This window comes from Mesorhizobium sp. M7A.F.Ca.US.006.04.2.1, assembly GCF_004022915.1.
GTDB lineage: Bacteria > Pseudomonadota > Alphaproteobacteria > Rhizobiales > Rhizobiaceae > Mesorhizobium > Mesorhizobium ciceri.
The window spans coordinates 28,366-51,894 of sequence record NZ_RZQA01000001.1; the positions used below are offsets into that span (position 1 = coordinate 28,366).

The following is a 23,529-nucleotide window of genomic DNA, read 5'->3' on the forward strand; positions in this document are numbered from 1 at the left end:
GCAGGGGCGGTCATGATTTAATGCATGGAGATTCTCTGATTGAGCTGTTGAGATCATGAGGCGTCTGCCAGACGCCCATCGGGTGAGCCCAGCATGATTGGGATGACCGACGAAGATCGAAAGTGTGGCAGCATTCTGGAGCCCGGTCAGCCCAGCGACGCCCGCGAATTCAATCACGTTTGTCGGGACATACACGACGCAGCCGGAAGGCGTGCAGAAAGAGGAAGAATCGAGCGCGACGATGACGAGGCACATGCCACTTGTTTTCGAGACATTCCTTGAAAGACTGTCACAGAGTATCGATGAGGCAGATTTCCGGGATGCCATGGCTGAGGCGGCCGGACGACTTGACCTAATCTTCTTTGCCTACCTCTCCTTGCCAGCACGGCCTTCCGGCAAACCGAGGTTAATTTCAAACTATCCACCCCGCTGGACCAGACAGTATCTGGAAAATCAGTATGAGAAACTCGATCCTGTGGTCTTGCGTGCTCGAAATGGCGGCTGCCCGTTTCACTGGGGATCGAATTTGGGAGGCGATAAAATGTCGCCGGCTCAACAGCAGCTATTCGATGAGGCGGCTCAATTCAGCATCTGCTGCGGTTTGACGATCCCAATTGTCGATCTCCGCGGCCGCATCGCTGCGGTTACTTTTGCCGCCGATGAGCCTCGTCCAGTATTTCTTCGGGTCGCTGAGCGGTACGAACAAGCTCTTCAACTGATGGCGGCCTGCTTTCATCGTTGCGTTCGCCGCAAATTGCCGAGCGATCGAACAGTGGATGGGGTTTCGCTGACATCCCGCGAATATGAGTGCCTGAGGTGGGCAGCGCGGGGTAATTCAGCCTGGGTGACCGGCCGCATCTTGGGTATCAAGCCACGCACGATCGCTTTTCATTTGGACAATGCCAAGAAGAAGCTAGGCGTGCGAACCCAAAATCAGGCTATAGCCCTTTTGGGGTCCGAAGGGTCCTCAATTGTCTGAGAAGCTTTTTGATCCCCTTGTGCTCGGGCCATTCGATCGCGCGCTTTGTATCGAGCGTTGACTGGATGCCGAGATCTTCTGTTCCGCCGGCTCGGGCGATGCAGCCGTATTCTTCCAGTCCGCGCCGGTGATCATAGTCTATGGGTGCTCGAGCGGGTGTGTCGTCGCTGACGAGCTAGTTGTGGAGCCTCAACAGGTTGTCCTCGGTTAGAGCGAGGCGACTGATAGGTGTTTTGGACTTTAGGCTCCCGTGGGGACGGTGCCAATTGTATCTGTGCAGCCAGACCGGCAACTCTGCGGCGCGGTGATCTGAAGTCGGATAAGCGATGGCATAAGCCCATTCGCGCAGTGCTGTCTGGATGAAGCGCTCGGCCTTGCCATTGGTCTTGGGTGTATAGGGTCTTGTCCTGACGTGCTTGAGGCCGAGATCGCGGCAGGCCTTGGCGAAGGCCTTTGATCTGTAGCAGGAGCCGTTGTCGGTCATGACGCGGGCTATCGTGACGCCGAGGCTGGCGTAGTAGGCCACCGCCGCCTTGAGGAAGGCGATGGCGCTTTCTTTTTTCTCGTCGGGCAGGATCTGCGAGAAGGCGATGCGGGAGGCGTCGTCGATGCAGACATGGACGAACTCCCAACTGCTGCCGCGCGAGCTGGCATTGCCGGTGCGCTTGCCGGTAATGCGATGACCGATGCGCTCGAAACGACCGAGCTTCTTGATATCGATATGGATCATCTCGCCAGGATGCTCGCGCTCGTAGCGTCGGATCGGCTCGGCCGGTTCGATATCCCGCAACCGCGACAGTCCGGCACGCTTGAGAACCCGGCTAACGGTGGCGGGCGAGACGCCGACCTCATGGGCGATGTGCTTGCCGGTCCAACGTTGCCGCCGCAGCGCCATGATGCGCTCGGCGATCAACGCAGCGGTGGCCTGCGGCATATTGGCGGGCCGCGAGGAACGGTCGATCATGCCGGCCCGCCCTTCGGACTTGTAGCGCTCGACCCAGCGCGCCACGATCTTGGCCGACACGCCGTAGACACGCGCCGCATGGGCTTTGGAGAAAGCGCCTTCTATCACCGACAGCGCCATCTCCTCTCGACGCAGCGGTGTGAGACGGGCATTCTTATGGATGTTCATTCGGACCCTCCGGTGAGTGCTGAAGCTTGGTAACTCCAGTCTCCCCGGTCCGGTCCGAATGGACAACCTCCCGAAAGCTCACAGCTAGTCGTGCGGTTATATAGTTTCCGAGGATGGCCCGCTTGCATACCTGCCTGCCGGTAATCTCTAACCCTTGACTTAGGGCGATGGCTATCGGTTATGCGGCTTGAAAGCGAAGAGGTGGACCCTTCGTCGAGCGCCGGTACGATATGGAGTGCTGCTCCGGGCTAATACCCATCCAGACAGAGCGGAACCTTCTATCACGTCAGACGCTCGGACAGTTGCCAAACCCCGATTTCCTGGGAACTGAATTGTGCTCGCCACCGGGTCCATTTTGCCGGCGCGTCTGTGGTGCAGGCCCCGATCAGCCTGACCAATGGCACAGGAACGCTTCTATGACCGAGCACTGCGAATTTGTCAGCTGGCGAACAATTCCTTGTAGCCGCTCGTCACCATCCAGTTCGCACGGTCGAGATGACTACGAAGCGCCTTCCTGGCGCGCTCCGGTTCAAGTGCCGGATCAATGCCGAGGATCAGTTGGGCCATTTCCTCTTCGGGCGCCTCATCGGCTGAGGCGTCCAGGAGCCTCATATAGATGGTAAAGTGCGCCCTGTCGTAGGCGGTAAGACGGTCAGACCAAGGGACTTCGTCGAGCAGTGTTGAGCTTTGAGTCCTATCTGTTCCCGTTGATTGATTCATGTCTGCCGCGAACCTCGCATGTTGATCGCTGGATCCAAGGCAGAATATCCCAAAATGGGATAATCCGAAACGGGGATTAGTCGCTGAGCCGGTCTCTACCTGCCGGTTCACCTAAATGCCCAAATCTCTTCGATCTCCCCGCCACCAGCGGTTTCTGGCCCAGTTGATCTCACTGCGCAATGTCAAAGGGCTGACGCAGGCGCAGGTGGCTGAGAAGCTTGGTCGTCCGCAATCTTTCGTGGCGAAATATGAGGGTGGCGAACGGCGTCTCGATGTCATTGAGTTTCTCGACGTAACTGCGGCCCTCGATGCTGATCCGTGTGAGATTCTGTTGAGCCTGCGCACGTAGTGGGCGCCCGCGCCCATCACCGCGCGTGCCGTGTGCCGGTGGGTCGAGCCCCGATTTTCTTGGCTCTGGCGTCTCGACCATTCCGCTGCGCCTCCTAGCGCGTCGTTAGACTCTCGCAATTCGCTCTGTTTTGTGCCTTTCTCAGCAGGTGGCGCCGCATCCTTCTAGGCCCGCCGCGGCGTCCCGCAACCCTTAGCCAGCTGTGAGCTTTCAGTAGGTTGTCCATCCGGCCCTTCGGATGCGGTGCGGCTCAGACGGCGGACCCGTTCCTGTCATGATTCGCCGCCGCACCCATTCCTGGGAAGCAGCCATTGGCGAGCGGAGGACAAAATGATGAGACAGCGAAGCGCTGGGCCATCCGCGCTGTGGTGATACGTCGATGCATGGCGGTTGCGCGACTTCGTTGCTTGAAGCGAAGCGACCGCACCGCCCATTTCGTCAACTGGCGAACAAATCCTTGTAGCCGCTCGTCACCACCCAGTTTGCACGGTCGAGATGACTGCGAAGAACGTTGCGTGCGCGCTCAGGTTCGCGTGCCGGATCAATGCCGAGGATCACTTTGGCCATTTCCTCTTCAGTGGCGTTGTCGGCCGAGGCGTCCAGGAGCCTCATATAGGTTGTAAAGTGGTCCTTGTCGTAGGCTGTAATGCGGTCCGACCAGGGGACCTCGTCGGCGAACGGCGTGTTCGATCTGGGCTGCAACATCGCTAATTCTATCTCCGGCCAATGGACCCGCGAAGCCCTGTGCCTGCTAAATGTGGATTACATATTATAGTTGATAAACTCAAGCCGCCTGATCCGCTGGCTTGCGTGCATGGATATGCGCAAGTTGGTCGGACGGAATGTGCAGAGGATCAGGCAAAGGAAGCGCCTGACGCAGGAGCAGCTTGCGGAGATTTCCGGGTTCAGTCAGCAGTACATCAGCGGCTTGGAGAAAGGCCGAAGAAATCCGACAATTATCACGATCTATGAACTGGCATTGGCCCTCGGCGTCAGCCACATGGATCTGGTTCGGCCCGACAAACAGGCATGATACACCCGCCCTCCAAGTAGCTGGCCGCCTGATGGCGCGCGCCGGGTGCTCGTGAACCCAGGCTTTTCTTAGGGTCCCCCGGCAGCCCCTGCCATTTGGCTCGCCCTGGCCCGGCGCACCCTATTGGACAGTCGGCCGCTGCGGTTTTTGTCAGCCTTTCCTGGGGCGGTCGGCATTGCCTTTTAGGCCCGCCGCGGCCTCCCGCAACCTTCGCTCTCGCTTCAGGTCCTTCTCTTGGTTACGATCCTTCGGATGCGGTTCGCCTCTTTCAGCGGGCCTAATCGCTTTCTGCCGCCCACCCCACGGGGACAGCCACGCGAGACTAGTATGGAGCGTTGCGGTTAGCGCACGAACAGCAAAGGAACTGAAAAAACAGGCAACTGTCGAAGCATGGCTGAACCAGCCATCGTGTCGGCATCTTGGAGCCGCGTGTTCGCCTTGAGGCCCTGCCGGTAGGATCCCTGCAGTTGAAGTCATTGTCGGCATTCTGACAACAATGGACATGAACCGCCGAACTATCAAGGCGACCAGGTTGTTGTCTAGCAATGGTTTTCCGAATCGGCACGGCACTTGCGTTACCAAAAACAAGTACGCCGCGGCACGGATCGCCCAAGAGGCTGAACGACCTGATCTGTTTGACCCTCGCAGCAGGGGTGGATGGCTAACACAAAGGAAACTTTGAAGGTGGACGTTTTCGAAAGTTCTCCAATACCTGTCAGGAAAACACGGACGCCATCTTTCTCGGTGGATCTAGCCTTGCTGGGAGTCGCATTCGTTTGGGGGGCGAGCTATCCGGTCGGGAAAGGCGCACTGTTCTACGCGCCGGTTTCGATACTTGTTCTTTATCGCTTCCTGATTACTACGATCATTACGGCAGTGGCTGCAAGACATGAGATCGCATTGGTCTCCTGGGGCGATTTCATCCGCGGCTTCGCATTGGGAACAATACTTTTTTGCATCTTTATTGCTGAAACTTACGGCGTTGCATCGACAAGCGCAATGAACACGGCCTTGATCATATCGCTTTGTGTGATTTTCACGCCGAGCATCGACTATGGGCTATCACGGCGACTTCCACCTACGGGCATTTTGGCAAGTGCTGCCATAGCGTGCATCGGTGTCGGCATTCTCACTGGCGGGATCAGCAGGTTCAGCCCGGGTGACGCGCTTGTCTTGGGGGCCGCGATTCTGCGAGCGGTTATGGTCGTTTCCACCAAACGCCTTCTGGCCGGCCGGCAGATTTCATCTGCAGCCCTGACGGCCATCCAAGGATCGACGGTGGCAACACTTACTTTCGTTTTGGCCGTCGCTCAGTTCGGAATTTCAGGCCTTGTTGTGAGGGCCACCCTTCAGTTTTGGGGCGCTGTTGCCTTCCTTGCACTCTTCTGCACCCTCGCTGCATTCTACATTCAAAATGCCGCAGTGAGAAAATCCACACCGACACGGGTTGGCTTCTTGATGGGAACAGAACCTTTTTTTGGTTTCGTTCTAGCGCACCTTCTTCTGAATGAGCCTTTGACAGTACCGAGCTTGATAGGCGCAGGCCTCGTCCTCGCTGCGACGTTTGCTGGCATCTGGTTTGAGAGCAGGACATCCAAATGAACCCCATCTTGGCTTCCACCAAACCCGCCATCGGCGGCATTTCGAGTTTTGAAGATCTGGAGGCTTTTCCGGACCGAACCGCACCAGTTGCAACCATGTTCAGCGGCGGTCTCGACAGCACCTATCTTCTCTACAAGCTGCAAAGCCTTGGCTTTGCGAACATTGAAGCTGTCGCAGCGGATGTCGGAACGCGCATCGATCAGCCTTTGTTGGAACGGACGGCAGCCATGTTCGGCGCGCGCTTTGTCTGCCTCGAAGGGCGGGATGCCTTTGTCGAACAAGGCGTGAAATCAGCCATTCGAGCCCACGCCAAGTACCTTGGCATCTATCCGTTGAGCAGTTCGTTGAGCCGTCCCATAATCGCATCTTTGGTTGTTAATCATGCTAGGTCAATCAACTCACGGCTGGTTCTTCATACAGCAAACCTTTCTCAAAACAGTCTTCCGCGCCTTAACAATAGCATTAAGCGCTCAGGATTTTCCGGCAACTTCGGCAGTCCGTATGAATGCTCTGTGATATCCCGACAACAGAAGACCTCCGACCTGTCCAAGTGTGGAGCGACTTTTGTGGCGGACCGCACGTGGAGCGCGGACGAAAACCTCTGGTGTCGGGAATTCGAGTCGGGGCCTTTGGAAGATCCCGAGAACTTTTCCATCCCCGAGGAGGCATTTGCTTGGACGCGCCACATTCCCGCAGAGCAGCCGGTAGAGATCAAACTCGGGTTTGCAGACGGAAGTCTCGTGTCAATTGATGACCGTGATGTTGCATTGGTCGACGCAATCCCGTTCCTGAATAACACGGTCGGCAAATTCGGGCACGGCCGCTTTGTCGGGCTTGAACACATCACAACCGGCCAAAAGGTTCTCGAAGTCCGCGAGGCCCCTGCCGCGGCCATTATCTTCGACGCGCTGCGTCACCTCGAAACCGCTTCTCTTGACGTGGCATCAATCGTTTTGAAGCAAGGGCTTGAGCAAGCCTGGTCCCAAGAGGCGGTTTCAGGTGCATGGGGCAGTACTATTCACCAGATGTGCGAACGGGCCATTGCATCCGCCCTCGAGGGCGTTAGCGGGAGCGTCAGCTACATAGTCGATCACACACGCTTTTTACCTCGGTCGATCCGAGCCAGGACGCCGAGATACATTAGGGACCGCGACCTTTGGGAATACCAAGCCGCAACCCACATAGCGTTGTCCAAAGCGTTCCGTCCTCGCCAAGTCACCAAAAGGGAGACACCCGTGGAAAACAACGCACCCCAGGCGCCGGCCAACCTCAGTCAACAATGCACTGACGGTCTGGTGACAAATGGATGGTGGTTTTCAAAAGGCGAGCGCGCCGAAGCCTGCTTTGGCATCGAAATTGATGCAGCCTGGAAGAACTTTGCTGACCATTGGAATCGACTTCTTCTCGATGAATACATGCGTGACGGCGGAACATATCGTTACCGGCGCTATAGCGCTTTTGAATATGACGCGACTGACGGAATCTTTAGGCTCCTACCCCACGCCCCCTACGAACAATCAAAAAGTGTCAATCATCTGAATGGCGGCTTCAAGCGCCACTTCGAGCCCCTTGAAAACTCCTTTATAGACCATCCCGTCTTAGAAAAGATTCTGACAGGTTTCTGCAGAATTCTATGTGAAGCCGCCCGACATGATCGTTGGAATATCAAGATCCATCCCTACCGGATTGTCGCGCGCGATGGTGTAAATGGCAAACCGGCACCCGAGGGCCTTCACCAGGACGGGGTGGACTTCATTGCTTGCTATATGATTGGGCGGGTCAACGTCACCGGCGGCATGAGCATGATCACCGACGCCTCAAAGGAGTTCCTCGGCGAGGTCGAAATGAACTCCCCGAATGATTTTGTGATCTGCAACGACCGCGAAACCTTTCACGATGTATCGTCGATTGTGGCCGAAAACCTGAAAATGCCGTACGCTTATCGCGACGTCCTTGTGATCGCCTTCGAGAAATTATAACGCCCAGCGCGCCGAGAGCATTTTCAACAAGGTTCAATACTGCTTGGTATCCTCTCGGGTGTTCCTGGTGCGGGAACAATGCAGGATTAATTTCTTGCATCTAAACACCTAGATAGCAGTTTCGCCTCTCTGGTATGATGGTTTTTGGCCTCGCGGATCTCGCGTAATACGAATGACCGTGGACACCCCCGATCTTCGCAAGAAAGTGAGAAATTATCCTCATGCTGTCCGACGAGGTGGTCTGCGGCTTCGGAGGCACCGGGAACTGGTTTGGTAGCCAGACATTTGGGATGGAACCGGACATGCTCTCGATCGCCGGGGGGCTTTCATCCGGTCACCTGCCCATTGGCGGCGTCATTATCTCGACAAGATTTATCAATGCGCCGCTGACGAGGCCCACAAGGTCGGCGTGTTCGGTCACGGTTTCACCTACTCCGGTCATCCGGTGATAGCGGCCGTCGCCGCCGAGGCGATCAGGATCTACAGCGAGATCGATTTCGTGACCCAGGCGCGTCGTCTCGGCGATCACTTGCATGGAGCCCTCGCGGACGCGCTCGGCGACCATCCGCTTGTCGGTGAAGCCCGCGGCCGCGGCTTCATCGCGGGGGTTCAGATCGTCGAGGATCGTGCGCCCGTCGCGTCTTCGCGCCCGAGCTGAGGATCGGCGATGTCGAGCGGCGGTGCCGCGAGCACGGCGTCATGATCCGCAATATGGGAGAAGTGCTTGGAATCTGTCCGCCCTATATAATCACCGAAAGCGAGATCGACCCCTTGGTTGACGGCATTCGTTCTGCACTCGACGGCGCCGCTGCTGCGAATTCCCGGGTCGGTCGGGTGGCATGAGTTCCAGCATTAAGACCGACTGCTTCACTTCAGTGGATATTATCGAGCAAACGCTCACCCGAGGGGTGCACTTCATCCGTGTCCGGTACAAAACGTCACCCATGTCTCAGGTCGGGCACGCCGCTCGCCAACGACACCGAGTTCGGCCTCGCGGCCTACTTCTACACCGGCGATCTCGGTCGCGCCTTCCGCGTGATGGAAGGACTGAAGTACCGGCGTCAATGAAGGCCTGATCACCACGCCGGAGGTGCCGTTCCGCGGCGTCAAGGAATCGGGCCTCGGCAAGGAAGGCGGCCTCCAGGGCATCGTGGATTATCTCGACACCAAACATGTCTGCATCGGCGGTCTCGGCGTCTAGTGGTTCCCGCCTGACATAGGAGTCCAATCAGAGATTCCCTTTCTGGCCTGCGCGTGCGAGTCTGGCGCATGCGCACAGGAAGATCGTTCACCGTTTCGTCGGCCGATCGCGTCCGTCTGACGGCGCTGATCAGGGATCGCAACGCCCCGCAAAAGCATGTCTGGCGCGCCGAGATAGTGCTTTTGCCCGCCGACGGCGTCGGCACCGGCGAGGTCATGCGCCGCATCGGCAAGTCGAAGACCGACGTCTGGCGCTGGCAGGAGCGCTTTGCCGCGGAAGGCTGTGACGGGCTGCTGCGCGACAAGACGCGACAGTGGCGCATTCCGCCGCTCGGTCCCGATGTCGGCGAGCGCGTCGTGGCACTGACGCTTGCCGATCCGCCGGGCGAGAGGACCCACTGGACCGCCGACATGATGGCGCAAGCCGCCGCAATCAGCGCCAGCGCCGTCAGGCGCATCTGGAAGGCGCATGGTCTCGCACCCCACCGCTGGCGCCAGGTTCAAGCTCTCCAATGATCCGAAGTTCGTCGACAAGTTGCGCGCCGTCGTCGGCCTCTATCTCGATGCGCCGGCCCATGCCATCGTTCTGTCGGTCGATGAAAAGAGCCAGATCCGGCGCTCGACCGCACCCACCCGGCCTGCCGATGAAGAAGGGGCGGCTCGGTACGATGAGGCACGACTACAAGCGCAACGGCACCACCACCCTGTTCGCCGCCCTCAACGTCCACTATTGTCCCGTTGACGAGAATATCATCTTAGTTGCTTGTAAAAATTTGTTCTCCACTTCCGTCTCCATCGTATCTCAGTCAACGCGATGGAGCAGGAAATGACTACAAACATTGTGAAACTGGAAGAAGGCAGGGCAATCGGCTCTAATCGTGACGTGCCGCTGTCAGATCATGAGGCGGAAGCCCTAGGGCATCTTGCGGTGGCGCTGAGTGGCATTTCGACGACCATTCGGTCCGCCGCCTACAAACACGCGCTAAACTCTAGTCACGCGATGAAGCCCCTAAAGGAGACGGAGGACGCGCTTACCGACTACGACGCCTTGGCGAGGGCGGCGGGCCGAAAGCAGCCGAAAGCGGCGGAGGAGGACGACAGGAAGGGGGACGCCCTAGCGAGAGAGGCCGCCGCACAGGTCAGCAGGGTCGATCAGACCCGATCTTCCCGCTGGAGCAGACCGCGAAGGGTACCGGTGGCATCAACGGACTACGTTCGGCAGGTGGTCATGGCAGATAGTCAGCTTGGAGCAGTGTCGGCACTGGTAAACGCGCGGCGAGTGGCTCCAGAACGCTTCCATGCTTCTGTTCCCAGTGTAGATAATAATCCGGATGCTCCGCTTCTGACCTCTTTTTCGGACTATCTGAGCAGGGTGTGCGGACTGGAGTCAAAGTCCCGCGAAGGCGTTCTCCTGGGCAGCCGCCGCTTTCTGGATTGGTTCCATCACCACCATTCCCGGCCAAGCCCTCGGCGCGTTGACGGCTGAGCATGTCCTTGCCGCTGTCGAACATCGGCTGTCACTATCGGCGACCTCCGGTACCCGCACCGGCAGCAACTTCTCACATCGTATTGGGCTGGCCACCACGACCAGAATCTCGCGCGCGTCGTCCCCAGGACGCCCCACTGGCGTTTGGCTCATCTAACCCTCGAACTCGGCTACGGCCCGTCGACGGTCTTCTTCACATGGGTCGGATTCGACGAAATGGACGAGGTCACAGGCGACGGCCATGCTGAACTGCTCGACGACGGCTCCATCGACATCACCTTCTATCACAACGGCGACGAGGCAATCCTCAAGGCCAAACGGGACACTTCTTCAACGGCCTGCTAGGAGATCCGTGTTCGCCTTGCGCTGACAAAGAAGCTCACACATGACGTCCGGGAGACGATGCTGGCAAATGGTCTGGCTGAAGCATTCCACCCACAATACCAAAGCCCGTCCCGATCCAAAGCGCTTCTAAGCACTCCACCTCAGGCGCAAGGCCGGTTGGCCAGTGCATCTTCTTGGTCCGCCGGAAGAGAACCCCGCCCGACAATAGCTTCATGAGGTCTTGCGCTGCAGTGTCGACCGTAAAAAAGGGCGCGCGAGGCGCCCTTCATTTAAACCGGCAGTCGGGAAGCAGACTTCACTCTGATATTCAAAAGCGGTAGGTGACACCTGCGCCTATCAGCCAGGGATCGAGCTCCGCCTTCCCCGTCAGCTTCGCGCCGGTCACCGTGACGTCGAAGTCCGGCTTCAGGAAAAGCTTCTTCACGTCGAAGTTGAGGCCCCAGTGCTGGTCCACCATGTAGTCGAATCCGACCTGCAGCGCCGTGCCGAACGTGTTCTTCACCTTGAGAGCATCAGCGCTGCCAGTGTCCTGGTTGTAGAAGATCGTGTAGTTCACGCCGGCGCCGACATAAGGCTTGAACGCGCCGAGATCGGTAAAATGGTACTGCAACGTGAGTGTCGGCGGCAGCAGCCAAACTTTGCCGATGTTGCCCAACCCTCCGATCGTCCCTTGGCCCGCGATGTTGGCATAAGTGGTACCGAGTATGAGTTCGGCGGCGATGTTGTCGGTGAAGAAATACGAGATATCGAGTTCCGGCGTCACCGTGTCCGAATACGAAAGACCGGAGCCGGGAAGCGTATCAACGTAGCCCAGATCTTTCGTAACGACGCCCAACGCCCGCAGGCGGACCTGCCAAGGGATTGGCGCTTCGGTGACCGAGGCTCCCGTCTCCGCCAGGACGGTCTCTGCTTGCGCAGGCTCCGCGGCGACGGCCTGCTGTCCCACCATGATCAGGGCCACCGCCGCTGCTGTTGCCCGCGCTACGCCCATTCGCGTTCTCGCCATGAGATTCACTCCTTGATGTTCAGAAAGGATGCACTGCACTATTTCGTCTCCTGCTCGAATGAATTGTTGATGGACCTCAAATGCCCCTCTTGCGTTGCAACGCGTTCCGCCGTCTCCGGAGGGTGATCGTTGAAGCCGATTGCGCTGCGGAGAAAATTGGTGCCTAGACTGATGAATGCGGCTTGCTCCCGATTGTCCTCGCCGCAGCCGTGCCCGCCTGCGCTGGCCTCGTAGAAGTAAGCGGGATAGCCAAGAGCCTGCAGTTTTGCGGCCATCTTGCGCGCATGGCCCGGATGGACGCGGTCGTCGCGTTTCGTGGTGGCGATCAGGATAGGCGGATAGGGCTGTCCCGGCGCTGCGGCGTGATAGGCGGAGATTTCCTTCAGGAAAGCCCAATCGTGAACCTTGTCCGGATCGCCATATTCGTCGATCCAGCTCGCGCCCGCCAAGAGCTTGGTGTAGCGACGCATGTCGATAAGCGGTGCTGTGCAGAACAGAGCCCCGAAATGCTCAGGATAGCGGGTCAGCATGTTTGCGATCAGCAGGCCGCCATTTGAGCCACCCTCGGCGGCAATCCGCCTCGGCAGGGTGATGCCCCTTCGCACGAGGTCGGAGGCAACGGCGGCGAAATCGTCGTGGGCGAGACGCTTGCCCTCCCTGCGCCCGGCTTCGTGCCAGCGGGTGCCGAACTCGCCGCCGCCGCGGATGTTCGCCTCGACACACGTGCCACCGCGCTCGAGCCACAGCTTGCCCAGCGGGGAGTTGTAGTAGGGCAGGAATGATACGCCGAACCCGCCATAAGCGGAAAGGTGAATCGGAGCATCTCCGTTCCCGTTCGCCGGACCAACCTGCGTATAGGGGATCAGCTCATGATCGATAGAGACTGCCTCGTGGCGCGTGACCACCAGTCCGGATGCATCGAAATTCTCCGGGCTGCGCTTCAGGATTGCTGAAGCGCTGAGAGACGGCGCGGCATTCAGATCGAACAGCAAGAGCTGCGGCGGCGTGATCGGATCCTGAGCACAGATCAGGACCTCTCCATTGGTCTCGTGAACTGCCGCATCGAATGACCAGACGTCGACAGTACCTTCGGCGGGCAGGGTGTTCAGGACTCGGCGCGTCCATTCCTGGTGGCCGGGAGTGAACATCTCGAAACGCGGTGCGAGATTGACGAGGTAAGAGATAATGAGCTTCCCGTCATTCCAGAAGAATGACTGCATGGAGCGCCTTTCCCCTGGTTGAAACAGGGTCTCAAAACGGCGTCCGCCGGCGAGGAAAGTGGAAAGCGAGATGACGATCAGCGCGTCGGCGGGATGGGTGGTGCCTCCCACCGTCCAGGGCTTGCGCGGCCTTACCGCCAGCCAGTCGCCGAAGACCCGCCACGACGCGTCGCGAGGAAGATCGATCTGCCTCCTCGGCCCGCTCCTATCGCCGATCCAGCTGATCTTCTCGAAGAAGGCCGGCTGCTCGATGAACCAAAGGCGCTCGCTGCGGCCGGTGCGGTCCGAATGACCAGACACTTGGAAGCTTTCGAACCCGGCCTCGAAGATTGCCGGCGTGGTGAGGGGATCCGCGTCACGCTTCCACAGTCGAACTGTGCGCGCATAGCCGGAGCGGGTGGCCATGCCATTACCAAGCGCACTGGAAAGCAGAAGCGTGTCAGGGTCCAGCCAATTAACGTAGCCTTTGGCCTCGGGGAGGTTGAAGCCGTCGGCGACAAAGCTCAGAGAAATCAGGTCGAATTCGCGATGCACGACCGCGTCGCTGCCGCCGCGCGACAGGCGCAGAACGGCTCTTTCCCGTCTCTCCGGCTCGATGGACGCGCCGTCCCAGATCCAGTCCTCTCCGTCGCTAGCCGCGAGAGCATCCAGATCGAGCAGTAGCTCCCATTGGGGATCCGCCTTCATGTAGGCGGCAAGGGTGGTCCGGCGCCACAGTCCGCGTGGATTACCGTCATCTCGCCAGTAATTGTAGAGGTACTGACTACGGCGCGCGATCAGGGGAAGATTGTCGCGATTGTCGAAAATGGCTGTCAGAGCCGCGCGGTCGCGCTCGAACTGCGTTCCACCGAAGTGCTTCAGAGTCCTTGCCGATTGGCCGGCGGCCCAGGCAAGTGCCCGCTCGCCCTCTACATCTTCAAGCCAGACATAGGGATCGTCGTCGGGAGCATCAAGCGTTGGACGGACATCAAATGCGTTCATGTCCGGACAGCCTTCAGAAAGAAGGGATAGAGGCTTCCGTCGGCTCGGGAACGCTCAGTGTCGGTAGCGGCGCCCACATGTTCGAAAAGCGTGATCATTGATGAGTTCTTCCAGTCGGTGCGGCATCGCAGTGCTTTTGCGCATAGGGCCGCAACCTTCGTGCCAACTGGGAAAATCGTTTCGGAACAATGCGATCGCTCTGGAAGCGTTGTGTCACATGTCCGACATCGTCGAGAATCCGACAACGAGTGCTCCTCCTAATCACCGGATCAACCTCCGGCGCCAGTCGTGGACACTGTGCAGAACTCGAGAAGTGAAGCTCATTGGAGTGAACCTGGTTGACGCCCAACATCTTCGCTCTGGAGCGCTTCACGCACACGGATTCATGGCAGACACCATGATGCGATCGATGCTGTTAGAGACCAAGCTGGCTGCGCCTGTGAGTTTCAGCCGCCAGCTGGAAGCAGCGGAGTTCTGAGGAGAAGGGTGGGGGGCCCAAGCCCTGCCGCAATCTTGGCCTGCACCGTCCCCTTGATTGTTGTGGGTCAACGTCTGCCTGCCCGCTGAATTTGGCACGCCTTACACCTACGTCACGACCAAGACCTTCCTGTTGCACTTCGGCCTCGACACACTGCGGGATTTGCCCGATTTCGAGGCGATTGAGGTTGCCGCGCTGCTCAGCAAGGAGAAGCTGCTGGCGGGCGATACTCCCATCGGGCTGGTGAGTGGTGGAGGAGGTGAGGAGCGACACTCCAAGGCCAGGACGGGCTAGCGCAGCAGATACATGGAAGTAATCGCTTGATATGAGCGGTTGAGAGTCGAATCAGGGAACTATGCGATCACTATCGATAAGAGGTGGCAATATCGATCGTGATTGTATCGGGCCACTCTACGGCGAAGGAGGCGGCAACTTGTGTCTCCGACCCGAAACGATTACCTTGCGGCCATTATGAGCAAGCATTTGGCATCCGTCTTGACGACGTGAACGCGCCCTGCAGCGTACAGCTGGACGACGCGGCGCTGGCCGATTGCTTTGCGGATCTCGATTTGGCCAAGCAGCATCCCGCTCATGTCAGCGCCTTTCTCGGCGAGGTCCCTCTCGCCCAGCAAGTCGAGTTCGCAACCGCGCACCACATTCGCGGTCGACGAGATGAAGGCTTTTGCCGCCAAGTTCTCTGCCTGGTCCGGCGAAAGCTATCCGCTCGCCGCATAATGGCTGGACATGATAGCCGACGCCCGTCCCGAATGGCGGCGGCTTTTTCGTATTATATCGACCTGATCGACAAGATGCGGCGGAACAGGGGTCCACGTGCGATGCGGCCAAAGCGGATCCAGCTCTCGAGCGCGACTACGGGGTAGGTGTGGTCGCTGGAGCCGCGGCCGACCTCGACCTCGCGCCAGCCGGTCTTGCCGCGCAGGGTGACCAGCAGCCCTTGCCGTCAAAAATCTCGATCCAGCTGGCGCCATCGCTGTTGTCGTCGCGCATGACGTCGAGACCGACGATCTCGGAGCGCCGCAGGCCGCCGCCACAGCCCAGGAGCAAAATAGCGCGGTCGCGCAGGCCCTGAGGTCGTGGCCGAGCGTGGCGATCATCGCCAGCAGATCGTCGCCAGGACCGCCTCTTTCTGCCGCGGTGGCTTTGCGTGCTTGCGGCGAATGCCGGCAAGAACCTTATAGATATGCCGCTCCGCGCGGTCCAACGGCCGGCCGCGCTGGGTAAAGTTCCAGGCGAGGCCGGAAAGCCGCCGCTCGATGGTCGCAAACTAAAGGGCAGGGGCGCCACGCTTCGGATCGCCGGCGGCGGTGCCCGAGGCACAGGCGCTGATATTGAGCCTGATCACCTTCGAGCCCGGAGGCAGGGGATCGAAGCCAGCGCGCCGGCACCAGGAGGAAAAATGCCGCCAATCCTTGGGGTAGGCGTCGCGCGTGTTCTCCGAGGTGGCGTTGTAGCCCCTCGCGGTCTCGACCAGTTCCTGGACATGCGCCGGGACTCTTTGAGCCGGGTCTCCATCTCCTTGTAGAGCTTGTCAAGCTCGCCATCGACTGGCTTCAGGTCGTCGATTGAACATTGCGTCATCATAGGCTTTGTGCCTTGTTGTAGCAGGCATCGTCCGTTCGCGCGGCGGACACAGACATCACCGTCGCTGAGCCGAGAACGACGGTAAAAGAAAATGCACTCACTGACTTCATAACCAATCTCTTTTGCGGGTGATTTAGAAACGGACGCCGAGCTTGGCGCTGAACCCGTGTGTCTGGGCATCCGAGGCGATCTGTCCCTGATAGGCGATGCCGAACGTCGCGTTCTCGGTGATGTTTACGTCAAGCCCAGCTTCGAGCAGAGCTGCGTTCTTTGCGATCGGCACGCCCTTGATGGCGAAGGAGGAACCGCCAGCAAAGGCAAGAGCGGTATCCGGCCTGACGTCGCCGAAGGCGTGGCGCCAGCCAAGACCGCCGCGCGCGGTAGCAGTCACGGTGCCGAGGGTCAGTACCGTCGACGCACGCAGACCTAGCGTGGTAAACGCCGTGTCGCTCGAGCGATCCCCGCTCGACAAGGCGGCTGCGCCGCCATTCTCGGTGAAGCCATCGGCGTCAAAATTCACATAAGCGAGATTAGCGTAGGGCTCGAAGGAAGCCGAAGCCGTATTGATACGGTAGCCGAGCTCGCCAAAGGCCTGGAACGTGCCGGCGTCGTAATCGGCCGAAAGGCTGTCGGCGAAGCCTGGAAAGACCACGGACCTGCCGGTCTCGATGCTGTGCCAGGTATAGGCAAGGCCGGAACGAAAACCGAGATTGCCGTTCTGCGTGCCGGCAAAAAGACCGAGATGGTAATTCTCGCTCGAGCCCGACGACGCGCGATCGTCCGCCTCCAAGGAGGTATGGCTGTAGCCGCTGATGAGGCCGAGCCGCCAGCTTTCGCCGACAGCCGCGTCACCGCCAGCCAGAAAGCCGCCTGTCGAGTGATCGAGACCGGCGGCATTGCCGTCGCTGTCGAGATGACCCCAGGCGCCGAAGCCACGGCCCCATACGGCGAAATTCTCACTCGTTGCCGGGGCCAGTTCCAGACCACCCAGCCCATAAGTCATCACCGGAACGCTGGAGGCACCGACGCCGTCGAACGCCGCACGGATCCGTTCGCTCGCGGCATCGCGTACAGAATGACTGTCCTCGATGAGGCCGCTATGAATGGAAGCATGAACCTCGCCTGATAGCATATCGAAAGCGTTGCGGGCTTCCGGCGCCGTCAGGAACAGGATGTTGTCCTGGATCGGATTACCGCTTCCAAGCGCCTGAGCCGCTGCGGCGACCGAGCGTTGATTGAAGGTGCTGGCTACATCGGCAAACGCCGTCGATGTGCGGCTGATATCGAGATAGACATTGTTGGCATCGTAGACGAGCTGGAAATCGACGAAGGGCGTCGCGTCTGTCGCCAGAGCCCCCGTCAGCCCGCCATAGGTGCCGCTTACGCCGCCTGCTGCGGAGAGCAGAGTATATCGGGCATCGACCGATAGCGTTCCCTGCCGCAGCAGCTCGATCTGCGCGCCGCTGTCGATCGCCGCTGCTCCGCCAACATCGATGAGATCGGACGACCTTGCGAGGTCGACCTGATAGATCGATCCGGACTGCTGCGCGAAATCGCCCGTGACAGTCAGTGTGGTGACGATCCTGCTCGGATCGGTCGCACTGCCAGGAGCGACCGTGCCGCCCTCGGAAATGGTGACCGCACCGTAGGTGCCGCCGCCTGCGACGACACCGCCGCTGTTTGCGATAGCCGTGCCCCCGATCTGCCCGTCATTCCCGAGAAAGCCGGACGTGGTCGCATCATGGGAAAGCACACCTGTATCGGCAAGCAGCAATCCCGCGCCGGAACCGACCGTCGTCATGCCGGAAAAATTGTTCTTTCCGCTCAGCGTTTGCACGCCACCGGCAACGAATAGTTTGCCGCCCATATTATTGTTATCAACGTCGAGGTCGTTGATGCTGCCGGCGAACGTGTCGTTCGAATCCGTTAGCACCAGGGTACGCTTGCCCAGTTCGACCGTTCCGCTGCCACTCAGGCTACGAATACGGGCATCGTTGTAGGCGTCGGAGATTCCCCAATAGTCGCTGCCATTTCCATGTTCGGAGATATCGAACGTGCCGTCTGCAACGACTTTCGCTGACCGTTGGATGTTGCCGAGCCCCGCAAGCGAGAGATAGGCATCCTGAGCAATATTCGTCTCGCCGGTGTAGGTGTTGACATTCGTCATCCGGACCACCGTCTTTGTATCAAGCGTCAGCGATCCGGAGCCGGAGACGACACCCGCTATGCCGAACCCGCCCTCATTCCCCATGCTCGTCGTGATCCTGCTCAGACCGGTCCCTTCGGGTGCGGATGAATCGGTAGAGAAGTTGCTGGCAGTGACGAAATGTGACGTATAAGCGGTATACTTCTTCTCCAGATCGAAAATGACCGATCTGTTTTTGAAGAAGTCAAGACCGGCAACAAAACTGGTCTGGTCATTGGGTTGTTCCGTCGTGCCGCTGGTGTAGGTGAAGTCGATATTGTCCAGCCTTACCGGATCGCCATCCGTTCCTGCGATTGTAACGCTCGGGATGTTGCCCGATGCGCTTACGATCTCGCGTTGCTCATTTCTCCGAACATTTTTAAGTTTGACGCCCGCATCCTGAAATTGCTTCAGCATCGCATCACTGATCTCCAGACTGCCACCGCCCGGTGTGCCGGTGTCGAGCAATACCGCGGTCTTGTTGGGGTCGGTGATTGGTGGGGCTCCATCCTTAACCGTGTACTGCAGATTGTAGCTGCCTTCGTATTCGGTCGAGGCATTGGCGCCAGAGCCAGGAAAATTCTGATAAGAATCCTGATCTTTTTCCTCGGGTTCTCCCCATGGCATGGCATTAGTATATTGGGCCCGGAGGCTTGGATTGAGGTTGACAATCGTGCAGGGGGAACAGCCAGGCGTTTGGTCGCTCTCGGAATCCGGATTCACATTGGCGGAGACCACGTAGCCAGACCTGGTGACACTGCCCATCATGCCCCAGACACTTGTCTTGCCAAGAAAATCGCCGGCCCCGAATGTACCTGCGAAATCGCCGCCTTCGTCTGCCATCTTGCCAGCGGTCATTTTCGCCCGCTGCTCCTTATCGGCGTGATAAGGTTCTTGGAGATCCTGACCATACATATCTTTAAGTCCATCCGTCACGGATCCCGGCGTGCACTTAAGATTGTTGTCCTTGCAATACGCATGGGTATAGACAAAATCGAGAATGCGAGCAGCCCGGTATTTCTTATCGCTTACAGACGGCCCGTCGATTGTTATCTTTTGATCTGGATCGACATATGTAAATTTATCAATTTCCACGTTCTGAAGCTTATTACCATACGTTCCGTCCCCGTACGTATATACGTAAGGCGTGTCGGCAATCGGGCGGACCCCGGTCACCTCTGACCCGATCTGCGTGTTGAGCTGGTCCGAGCCCGTGTCGAATACGTATCGCTGCGCGTTGCCATTGTTGATCTTGGCCCAGATGCCCAGGCGGTCATGGCCTTCCCCGACATACTCCAGCGGGATCGAAATCGGGTCGTCGGCCAACGCTTCTCCAGTTGGAAATGCTACCAGACCCACCCCGAGAGACACAGCCGGCAGGAATACCGTCGTCATCGCGGTGGTTGCCGCCAGAAAGTTCTTTGTCCTGAAACAAGCCTGCATACCTGGTCCTCGAAAAAGTCTCGCAAACTGATTGTTCATTGGAACGGCCTCCTGAATTGTTTAACGAGACCCTTTATGGCGGCCCTGGCTGACAACAGCCTGAAAGCTGCAAGCGGCCTGCGAGAATGGGGCGATCCTGAATGACGACAGGTGCTGTCAACAATGGATGAGTGCTCGGCCTGAAAGCTGAGCACGCTTTATGCTCAGGCTGCTGACAAGGCCAAAGCAGCGTAAGTGCGGAGTGAAATCCAAGGTCCACATGGGTCGTCGCGCTTCCCGTGCGCCTGGGAAGGCGCCGGCCCGGCCAAGCTTTCCCAGATCGTCCGGATGGCGCACAAGATACCGGTTCAGGTCGATCGAGATGGAGGCCGAGGCGTATGCCAAGGCGGTCGACTGCCTGACGAAAGATCAGAATGCGTCGCTGGCGCTCTACGATTTCCGCCGGCAGCGAGCTCAGCTCCTGCCGGGCATCCGTGTTTACTGGCGACGAGACACAAGATGTGCCCAAATTGCCACCAGACCGTCACCTGCGATGAGTTTCGGCAACTGATTTTGTCCTTTCAATCGTCGCCACTTCCTGGCCGCGGCCAACATGGGCCACTCGAAGGCAGCAGACTGGCGGCTATATGGACGGGCTGTGAGCCCGCACCGGAGACATTGGCGAAATCTACGATCTCTATAGCAACGTCAAGGAGAAGCGCGAGGTGTTGCAGATGTGGTCAAATCACATCGAATGGCTGATCAAGCAGGCTGCGGATGACGCTCTGGCGGCGTAGCTGCTGGCATGGGCGGAAGATGCGGCGCAACAATCGTCAGAGCCTCATCGAATTGGAGATCATGCTTGACCAGCAAATGCGCGGCCAATGCTTCGATGGCTGACCAGTGATCGAGTACTAGCCGGGCCGTGCGATCTTCGATCCGCCTCCAACGGGGGCGGCGCGGCATCAGGAACCGCAACTCACCATAGATTCGCTTGGCATCCGCGTAGTCGCTGCTCCCCTCATTCCCATCGGACGCATTCATCGCCATATCGCGCGGGTCCAGATAGCCTTCGAATGCGGATTCTGCAAAAGGACCTGCCAGACACGCAACTATCTCCCGGATCGCATCATCGCGTTCCAAACATCGATCCATATCGTCCTCGAAAATCGGCTTTCGCTTCGAGGTGAATCCTTGCGCTGAATAAAAACCCGCGCCTTCGACAACACCACCGCACTCTCCGTCACCGACGTCGGGGTAAATACTAACACTTGAGAAAGCAGGGAGTTCACGGTCGTCGTCGAACGTCTGACGGTGCAAAACGATGGCGGCCACCGCGTGCCCGGCTTCGTGATGCGCCACAAGCGGCAGATATTGGGAGGCTACATTCATGCGGTGCGGCTCTCAGGTCTAGTTTGCTTTTGCGCATAGGACCGCAATTGTCGTGCCAACTGGGAAAATCGTTTCGGGCAATGCGATCGCTCCGATAGCGTTGCGTCTCCTGTCTGACATTGTTGGGAAGTCGACACGCGCCCGTCGCAATGCGGTCGACCTTCCGCGCGAGTTGGGTGACCCGTGAAGGCGGCCGACCAGGACGATGTTGCGCTGATCGGCGACGAAGGCGCGGCCGGGCGAGATCGCGCATCAGGGGGTGACCGGCGTGTCGGCGAAGTCGAAGTCGTCGATGTCCTTGGCCAGCGGCAACTTGGCGACAGCGAACTGGTATTTGATGGAGCGGGCCTGCTTCTCCGATATCTCGGCCTGCAAGAGATCACCGACAATCCTGGGCGGCTCGTGCCGTCGCTTGATGGCGACGCGCCCATGATCTCGTCATAGGCTCTGCGCATTCCGTAGAGCTTCAGCGCTCCCATCAGTTCCAGTACCTCGGTGCGTTCCATGGCTGTTTGTCCTCCTGAGACTGTCATAGCGGGTGCAGTCGGCGACCGCTCGTGAGCTAGCTTCAGCGCTTGGGGAATGGAAAGGATCGTGCCCGGCGCCGGATCGCGGCTGCGGGCCAGGATGTTGAGGATCACCGGCGCCGACGATGCACCGTGCTCGATGGCTTCCTGACAGGCGGCCTCGACCGCGCTCAATCCGTCGGTCAGCACCCAGGTGAGGATCAACACCATCTGCCGGTCGACGTCATCAACCGCCTTGAGCTGCGCCGCACCTTCTCCATTGCCGACCGCACGACCCAGCCAAGGAACGGCGCGCGCCGTGTGCCAGGGATCGTAGGCGACCTCGTTGCGGCCAAAGGAGCGAACGTGTTCTCCCACGACCACGCCATCCTCTGGCGGATGCGATCCGATCGACATAAGCATGGATCTCGATGGGCCGACCGACGGCACTCGACAGCACCGAGTATTTGTTGTTGTCGAAGCGCACCGTGCAGGTCTTCGACACCGACGGGGGAATGCAATGGAAGCCGTCGAAGCGACCGGCAGCCGCTCCCGCTGCGGCTTGGCCGCATTCGCCGACAGCAGCCGGTCCCGCGTCTCACGCCGAGCTCCCATGCGGGGATAGGGCTGGTGCTTGCGCTCGTAGCGGAACTGCGTCTCCTCAGAACGCAGGACCTTGCGCACCACCTTGCGCGAGATCTTCAGCTCACGGCAGATCGCTTTGATCGACTTCCCCTGGACCAGCGACAGCCGACGTATCTTTGCAATCGTCTCTAAAACCAACATCCAAAACACAAATGCCTCCGATCAAGCCGGAGGCATCTTGATGACCCCATCGTTAAGGGGTCCCGTTTGGACGAAAATCACCCTTTAAACAGGGTCCCCATTCCACGAAAAATCAATGCACTACCTTCCAAAGCTGCGAGAGATCGCCACCGACCGCTTTGAAGGGGCTTTCGGCGGTCTCGTCAGCGAGGTTGTGGCATGAAGAAACATCAATCCACAGCATTGGGCCGAAGCATGCCACGGGCTCATGCCGCGGGAGAGCGGGAAGATATTCTTGAAAGAAGAAGCGGTCTCCGACATCAATACCGACAGGATGGGCAGCTTTCTCACATCACTTGAGGTCGAGCGTGGCAGTTGCGACCCGCAATGCAAGGCTGGCGGCGATGCATGCCTTTGCGCGGTTCCTGATTTCGGAGCACCCCGAATATTAGGATACGCTGCAACTGGTGGTGACACTTCCCTTCAAGAGGGCGCGTGGGTGGCACCTGTCGAATATCTCGATGAGCCCGGAAATCAAGAGCGTCCTGGCGCGTATCGTCCGCCGCACGCCTTCTGGACAGCGGGATTACGCTCTGTTTTCGCTGATGTTCAATACGGATGCACGAGTTCAGGGATCCTGAATCTTCGATTGTGACCTTCGTCTGGTATCGCCCTGTCCCGCCGAGCAAAGCAACGACCGCCCCACACTGCTCACCCGGTTCGGTGTTCCATACTTGCTGCGCACACATGGCTGCGGGCGAAGGAACCACCATGGCGGAAAAAAGCATCCATCATCGCCCTTTGCGGGACACGACGGCCATCCACCTCGTCAAGGCGGGTGTTGACATCGCCACCATCAGTCGATGGCCAGGCCACTCGGGCTGAACTAACGATGCGCTACGCCCAGGCCGGTATCGATATGAAGCGGCAAGCGCTCGAACAAGGCTTCCCCGACGTGATGTCATCGGCAAAAGATCAGACGATCATCGCTTTGATGGCTGGATGTTTGGCTGGCTGCACCGCTTGTAGACGCTCAGTTATGTGGAGTTGTATCGCGGGAAGTCGCGCGTCTTGGGCTTTTGCGGTGTCAGCTCCACATCTCTCCGCAGTGCACGTTGTCACTGTTGAAGAGCCGTTTGTTCAATCT

General features: G+C 58.8%; 18 protein-coding genes and 6 pseudogenes. 13 read left to right on the forward strand and 11 right to left on the reverse strand.

Going from position 1 to position 23,529, the window contains the following annotated elements:
* The first annotated feature begins 241 nt into the window (after window positions 1-241).
* Window positions 242-979, forward strand: a complete 738-nt coding sequence (locus EN925_RS00120) for a LuxR family transcriptional regulator (protein ID WP_082826574.1) — start codon at window positions 242-244, stop codon at window positions 977-979.
* 175 nt (window positions 980-1,154) lie between these two features.
* Here EN925_RS00120 and EN925_RS00125 read toward each other — a convergent pair whose 3' ends face one another.
* Both EN925_RS00125 and EN925_RS00130 read right to left on the reverse strand, forming a co-directional pair.
* Complete coding sequence (locus tag EN925_RS00125; protein WP_063169302.1) at window positions 1,155-2,111, reverse strand: IS481 family transposase; 957 nt, start codon at window positions 2,109-2,111, stop codon at window positions 1,155-1,157.
* Window positions 2,112-2,549: 438 nt separating this feature from the next.
* Complete coding sequence (locus EN925_RS00130; protein ID WP_063169301.1) at window positions 2,550-2,831, reverse strand: DUF2285 domain-containing protein; 282 nt, start codon at window positions 2,829-2,831, stop codon at window positions 2,550-2,552.
* Window positions 2,832-2,946: 115 nt separating this feature from the next.
* Here EN925_RS00130 and EN925_RS00135 point away from each other — a divergent pair, with 115 nt between their 5' ends.
* Window positions 2,947-3,180: a helix-turn-helix transcriptional regulator gene (locus EN925_RS00135; protein WP_082826573.1), complete on the forward strand. Its 234-nt coding sequence runs from the start codon at window positions 2,947-2,949 to the stop codon at window positions 3,178-3,180.
* A 438-nt stretch (window positions 3,181-3,618) separates the two neighbouring features.
* Here the strand turns inward: EN925_RS00135 and EN925_RS00140 are convergent, their stop codons facing one another.
* Window positions 3,619-3,885, reverse strand: coding sequence for a DUF2285 domain-containing protein (locus tag EN925_RS00140; protein WP_063169299.1), 267 nt, complete (start codon window positions 3,883-3,885; stop codon window positions 3,619-3,621).
* 109 nt (window positions 3,886-3,994) lie between these two features.
* Between EN925_RS00140 and EN925_RS00145 the strand changes: the two genes are divergently transcribed.
* The 8 genes and pseudogenes from EN925_RS00145 to EN925_RS00180 all read left to right on the forward strand — a co-directional run bounded on the left by EN925_RS00145 (window position 3,995) and on the right by EN925_RS00180 (window position 10,825).
* Window positions 3,995-4,213: a helix-turn-helix transcriptional regulator gene (locus tag EN925_RS00145; protein ID WP_029354714.1), complete on the forward strand. Its 219-nt coding sequence runs from the start codon at window positions 3,995-3,997 to the stop codon at window positions 4,211-4,213.
* Window positions 4,214-4,870: 657 nt separating this feature from the next.
* Window positions 4,871-5,815 (forward strand): DMT family transporter, encoded by a 945-nt coding sequence (locus tag EN925_RS00150; RefSeq protein WP_082826572.1) that lies wholly within the window; start codon window positions 4,871-4,873, stop codon window positions 5,813-5,815.
* Entirely contained in the window at window positions 5,812-7,794 is a 1,983-nt protein-coding gene (locus tag EN925_RS00155) for an argininosuccinate synthase-related protein (protein ID WP_063169298.1), read from the forward strand. The genes EN925_RS00150 and EN925_RS00155 overlap by 4 nt, the downstream gene beginning before the upstream one ends.
* A 221-nt stretch (window positions 7,795-8,015) precedes the next feature.
* Entirely contained in the window at window positions 8,016-8,243 is a 228-nt protein-coding gene (locus EN925_RS41400) for an aminotransferase class III-fold pyridoxal phosphate-dependent enzyme (protein ID WP_263485461.1), read from the forward strand.
* Window positions 8,204-8,452, forward strand: coding sequence for an aminotransferase class III-fold pyridoxal phosphate-dependent enzyme (locus EN925_RS41405; RefSeq protein ID WP_063169297.1), 249 nt, complete (start codon window positions 8,204-8,206; stop codon window positions 8,450-8,452). The genes EN925_RS41400 and EN925_RS41405 overlap by 40 nt, the downstream gene beginning before the upstream one ends.
* 308 nt (window positions 8,453-8,760) lie before the next feature.
* Window positions 8,761-8,995: pseudogene (locus tag EN925_RS00165) on the forward strand (aldehyde dehydrogenase family protein); the annotation flags it as partial.
* A gap of 68 nt (window positions 8,996-9,063) precedes the next feature.
* A pseudogene (locus EN925_RS00170) lies at window positions 9,064-9,719 on the forward strand (IS630 family transposase); the annotation flags it as partial.
* Between the two features lie 905 nt (window positions 9,720-10,624).
* Window positions 10,625-10,825 carry a hypothetical protein gene (locus EN925_RS00180; RefSeq protein WP_244514237.1) on the forward strand — a complete coding sequence of 67 codons (201 nt, stop codon included), beginning with the start codon at window positions 10,625-10,627 and terminating at the stop codon, window positions 10,823-10,825.
* 307 nt (window positions 10,826-11,132) lie between these two features.
* On the opposite strand, the gene EN925_RS00185 is transcribed toward EN925_RS00180, so the two are convergent.
* Window positions 11,133-11,831: an OmpW family protein gene (locus EN925_RS00185; RefSeq protein ID WP_063169295.1), complete on the reverse strand. Its 699-nt coding sequence runs from the start codon at window positions 11,829-11,831 to the stop codon at window positions 11,133-11,135.
* A 38-nt stretch (window positions 11,832-11,869) separates the two neighbouring features.
* Window positions 11,870-14,032: a prolyl oligopeptidase family serine peptidase gene (locus EN925_RS00190; protein WP_082826571.1), complete on the reverse strand. Its 2,163-nt coding sequence runs from the start codon at window positions 14,030-14,032 to the stop codon at window positions 11,870-11,872.
* Between the two features lie 217 nt (window positions 14,033-14,249).
* Between EN925_RS00190 and EN925_RS00195 the strand changes: the two genes are divergently transcribed.
* Both EN925_RS00195 and EN925_RS00200 read left to right on the forward strand, forming a co-directional pair.
* Window positions 14,250-14,510, forward strand: a complete 261-nt coding sequence (locus EN925_RS00195; protein ID WP_095769041.1) for a hypothetical protein — start codon at window positions 14,250-14,252, stop codon at window positions 14,508-14,510.
* Between the two features lie 93 nt (window positions 14,511-14,603).
* Window positions 14,604-14,804 (forward strand): annotated as a pseudogene (locus EN925_RS00200) (SMC-Scp complex subunit ScpB); the annotation flags it as partial.
* A gap of 161 nt (window positions 14,805-14,965) precedes the next feature.
* Here EN925_RS00200 and EN925_RS39540 read toward each other — a convergent pair.
* From EN925_RS39540 to EN925_RS40450, 6 genes and pseudogenes are all read right to left on the reverse strand, one after another.
* Window positions 14,966-15,202, reverse strand: coding sequence for a hypothetical protein (locus tag EN925_RS39540; protein ID WP_063169293.1), 237 nt, complete (start codon window positions 15,200-15,202; stop codon window positions 14,966-14,968).
* A gap of 116 nt (window positions 15,203-15,318) precedes the next feature.
* A pseudogene (locus tag EN925_RS40440) lies at window positions 15,319-16,002 on the reverse strand (integrase); the annotation flags it as partial.
* 243 nt (window positions 16,003-16,245) lie between these two features.
* On the reverse strand, window positions 16,246-19,779 hold the full coding sequence (locus EN925_RS00215; protein ID WP_082826570.1) for an autotransporter domain-containing protein: 3,534 nt from the start codon (window positions 19,777-19,779) through the stop codon (window positions 16,246-16,248).
* A 702-nt stretch (window positions 19,780-20,481) separates the two neighbouring features.
* Window positions 20,482-21,111, reverse strand: a complete 630-nt coding sequence (locus EN925_RS00220) for a hypothetical protein (RefSeq protein ID WP_127371024.1) — start codon at window positions 21,109-21,111, stop codon at window positions 20,482-20,484.
* 192 nt (window positions 21,112-21,303) lie between these two features.
* A pseudogene (locus EN925_RS40445) lies at window positions 21,304-21,617 on the reverse strand (ATP-binding protein); the annotation flags it as partial.
* A 10-nt stretch (window positions 21,618-21,627) separates the two neighbouring features.
* Window positions 21,628-22,161, reverse strand: a pseudogene (locus EN925_RS40450) (IS21 family transposase); the annotation flags it as partial.
* Between the two features lie 516 nt (window positions 22,162-22,677).
* On the opposite strand from EN925_RS40450, the gene EN925_RS00235 reads away from it, so the two are divergent.
* Window positions 22,678-23,037 (forward strand): hypothetical protein, encoded by a 360-nt coding sequence (locus tag EN925_RS00235; protein WP_126066776.1) that lies wholly within the window; start codon window positions 22,678-22,680, stop codon window positions 23,035-23,037.
* Window positions 23,038-23,529 lie beyond the last annotated feature (492 nt).

What these genes read in the sequence shown, in the direction of transcription:
- EN925_RS00120 (WP_082826574.1), top strand. Translation starts at nt 242, where the DNA reads ATGACGAGGCACATGCCACTTGTTTTCGAGACATTCCTTGAAAGACTG.
- EN925_RS00125 (WP_063169302.1), bottom strand. Translation starts at nt 2,111, where the DNA reads ATGAACATCCATAAGAATGCCCGTCTCACACCGCTGCGTCGAGAGGAG.
- EN925_RS00130 (WP_063169301.1), bottom strand. Translation starts at nt 2,831, where the DNA reads ATGAATCAATCAACGGGAACAGATAGGACTCAAAGCTCAACACTGCTC.
- EN925_RS00135 (WP_082826573.1), top strand. Translation starts at nt 2,947, where the DNA reads ATGCCCAAATCTCTTCGATCTCCCCGCCACCAGCGGTTTCTGGCCCAG.
- EN925_RS00140 (WP_063169299.1), bottom strand. Translation starts at nt 3,885, where the DNA reads ATGTTGCAGCCCAGATCGAACACGCCGTTCGCCGACGAGGTCCCCTGG.
- EN925_RS00145 (WP_029354714.1), top strand. Translation starts at nt 3,995, where the DNA reads ATGGATATGCGCAAGTTGGTCGGACGGAATGTGCAGAGGATCAGGCAA.
- EN925_RS00150 (WP_082826572.1), top strand. Translation starts at nt 4,871, where the DNA reads ATGGCTAACACAAAGGAAACTTTGAAGGTGGACGTTTTCGAAAGTTCT.
- EN925_RS00155 (WP_063169298.1), top strand. Translation starts at nt 5,812, where the DNA reads ATGAACCCCATCTTGGCTTCCACCAAACCCGCCATCGGCGGCATTTCG.
- EN925_RS41400 (WP_263485461.1), top strand. Translation starts at nt 8,016, where the DNA reads ATGCTGTCCGACGAGGTGGTCTGCGGCTTCGGAGGCACCGGGAACTGG.
- EN925_RS00185 (WP_063169295.1), bottom strand. Translation starts at nt 11,831, where the DNA reads ATGGCGAGAACGCGAATGGGCGTAGCGCGGGCAACAGCAGCGGCGGTG.
- EN925_RS00190 (WP_082826571.1), bottom strand. Translation starts at nt 14,032, where the DNA reads ATGAACGCATTTGATGTCCGTCCAACGCTTGATGCTCCCGACGACGAT.
- EN925_RS00195 (WP_095769041.1), top strand. Translation starts at nt 14,250, where the DNA reads ATGTCCGACATCGTCGAGAATCCGACAACGAGTGCTCCTCCTAATCAC.
- EN925_RS00215 (WP_082826570.1), bottom strand. Translation starts at nt 19,779, where the DNA reads ATGAACAATCAGTTTGCGAGACTTTTTCGAGGACCAGGTATGCAGGCT.
- EN925_RS00220 (WP_127371024.1), bottom strand. Translation starts at nt 21,111, where the DNA reads ATGAATGTAGCCTCCCAATATCTGCCGCTTGTGGCGCATCACGAAGCC.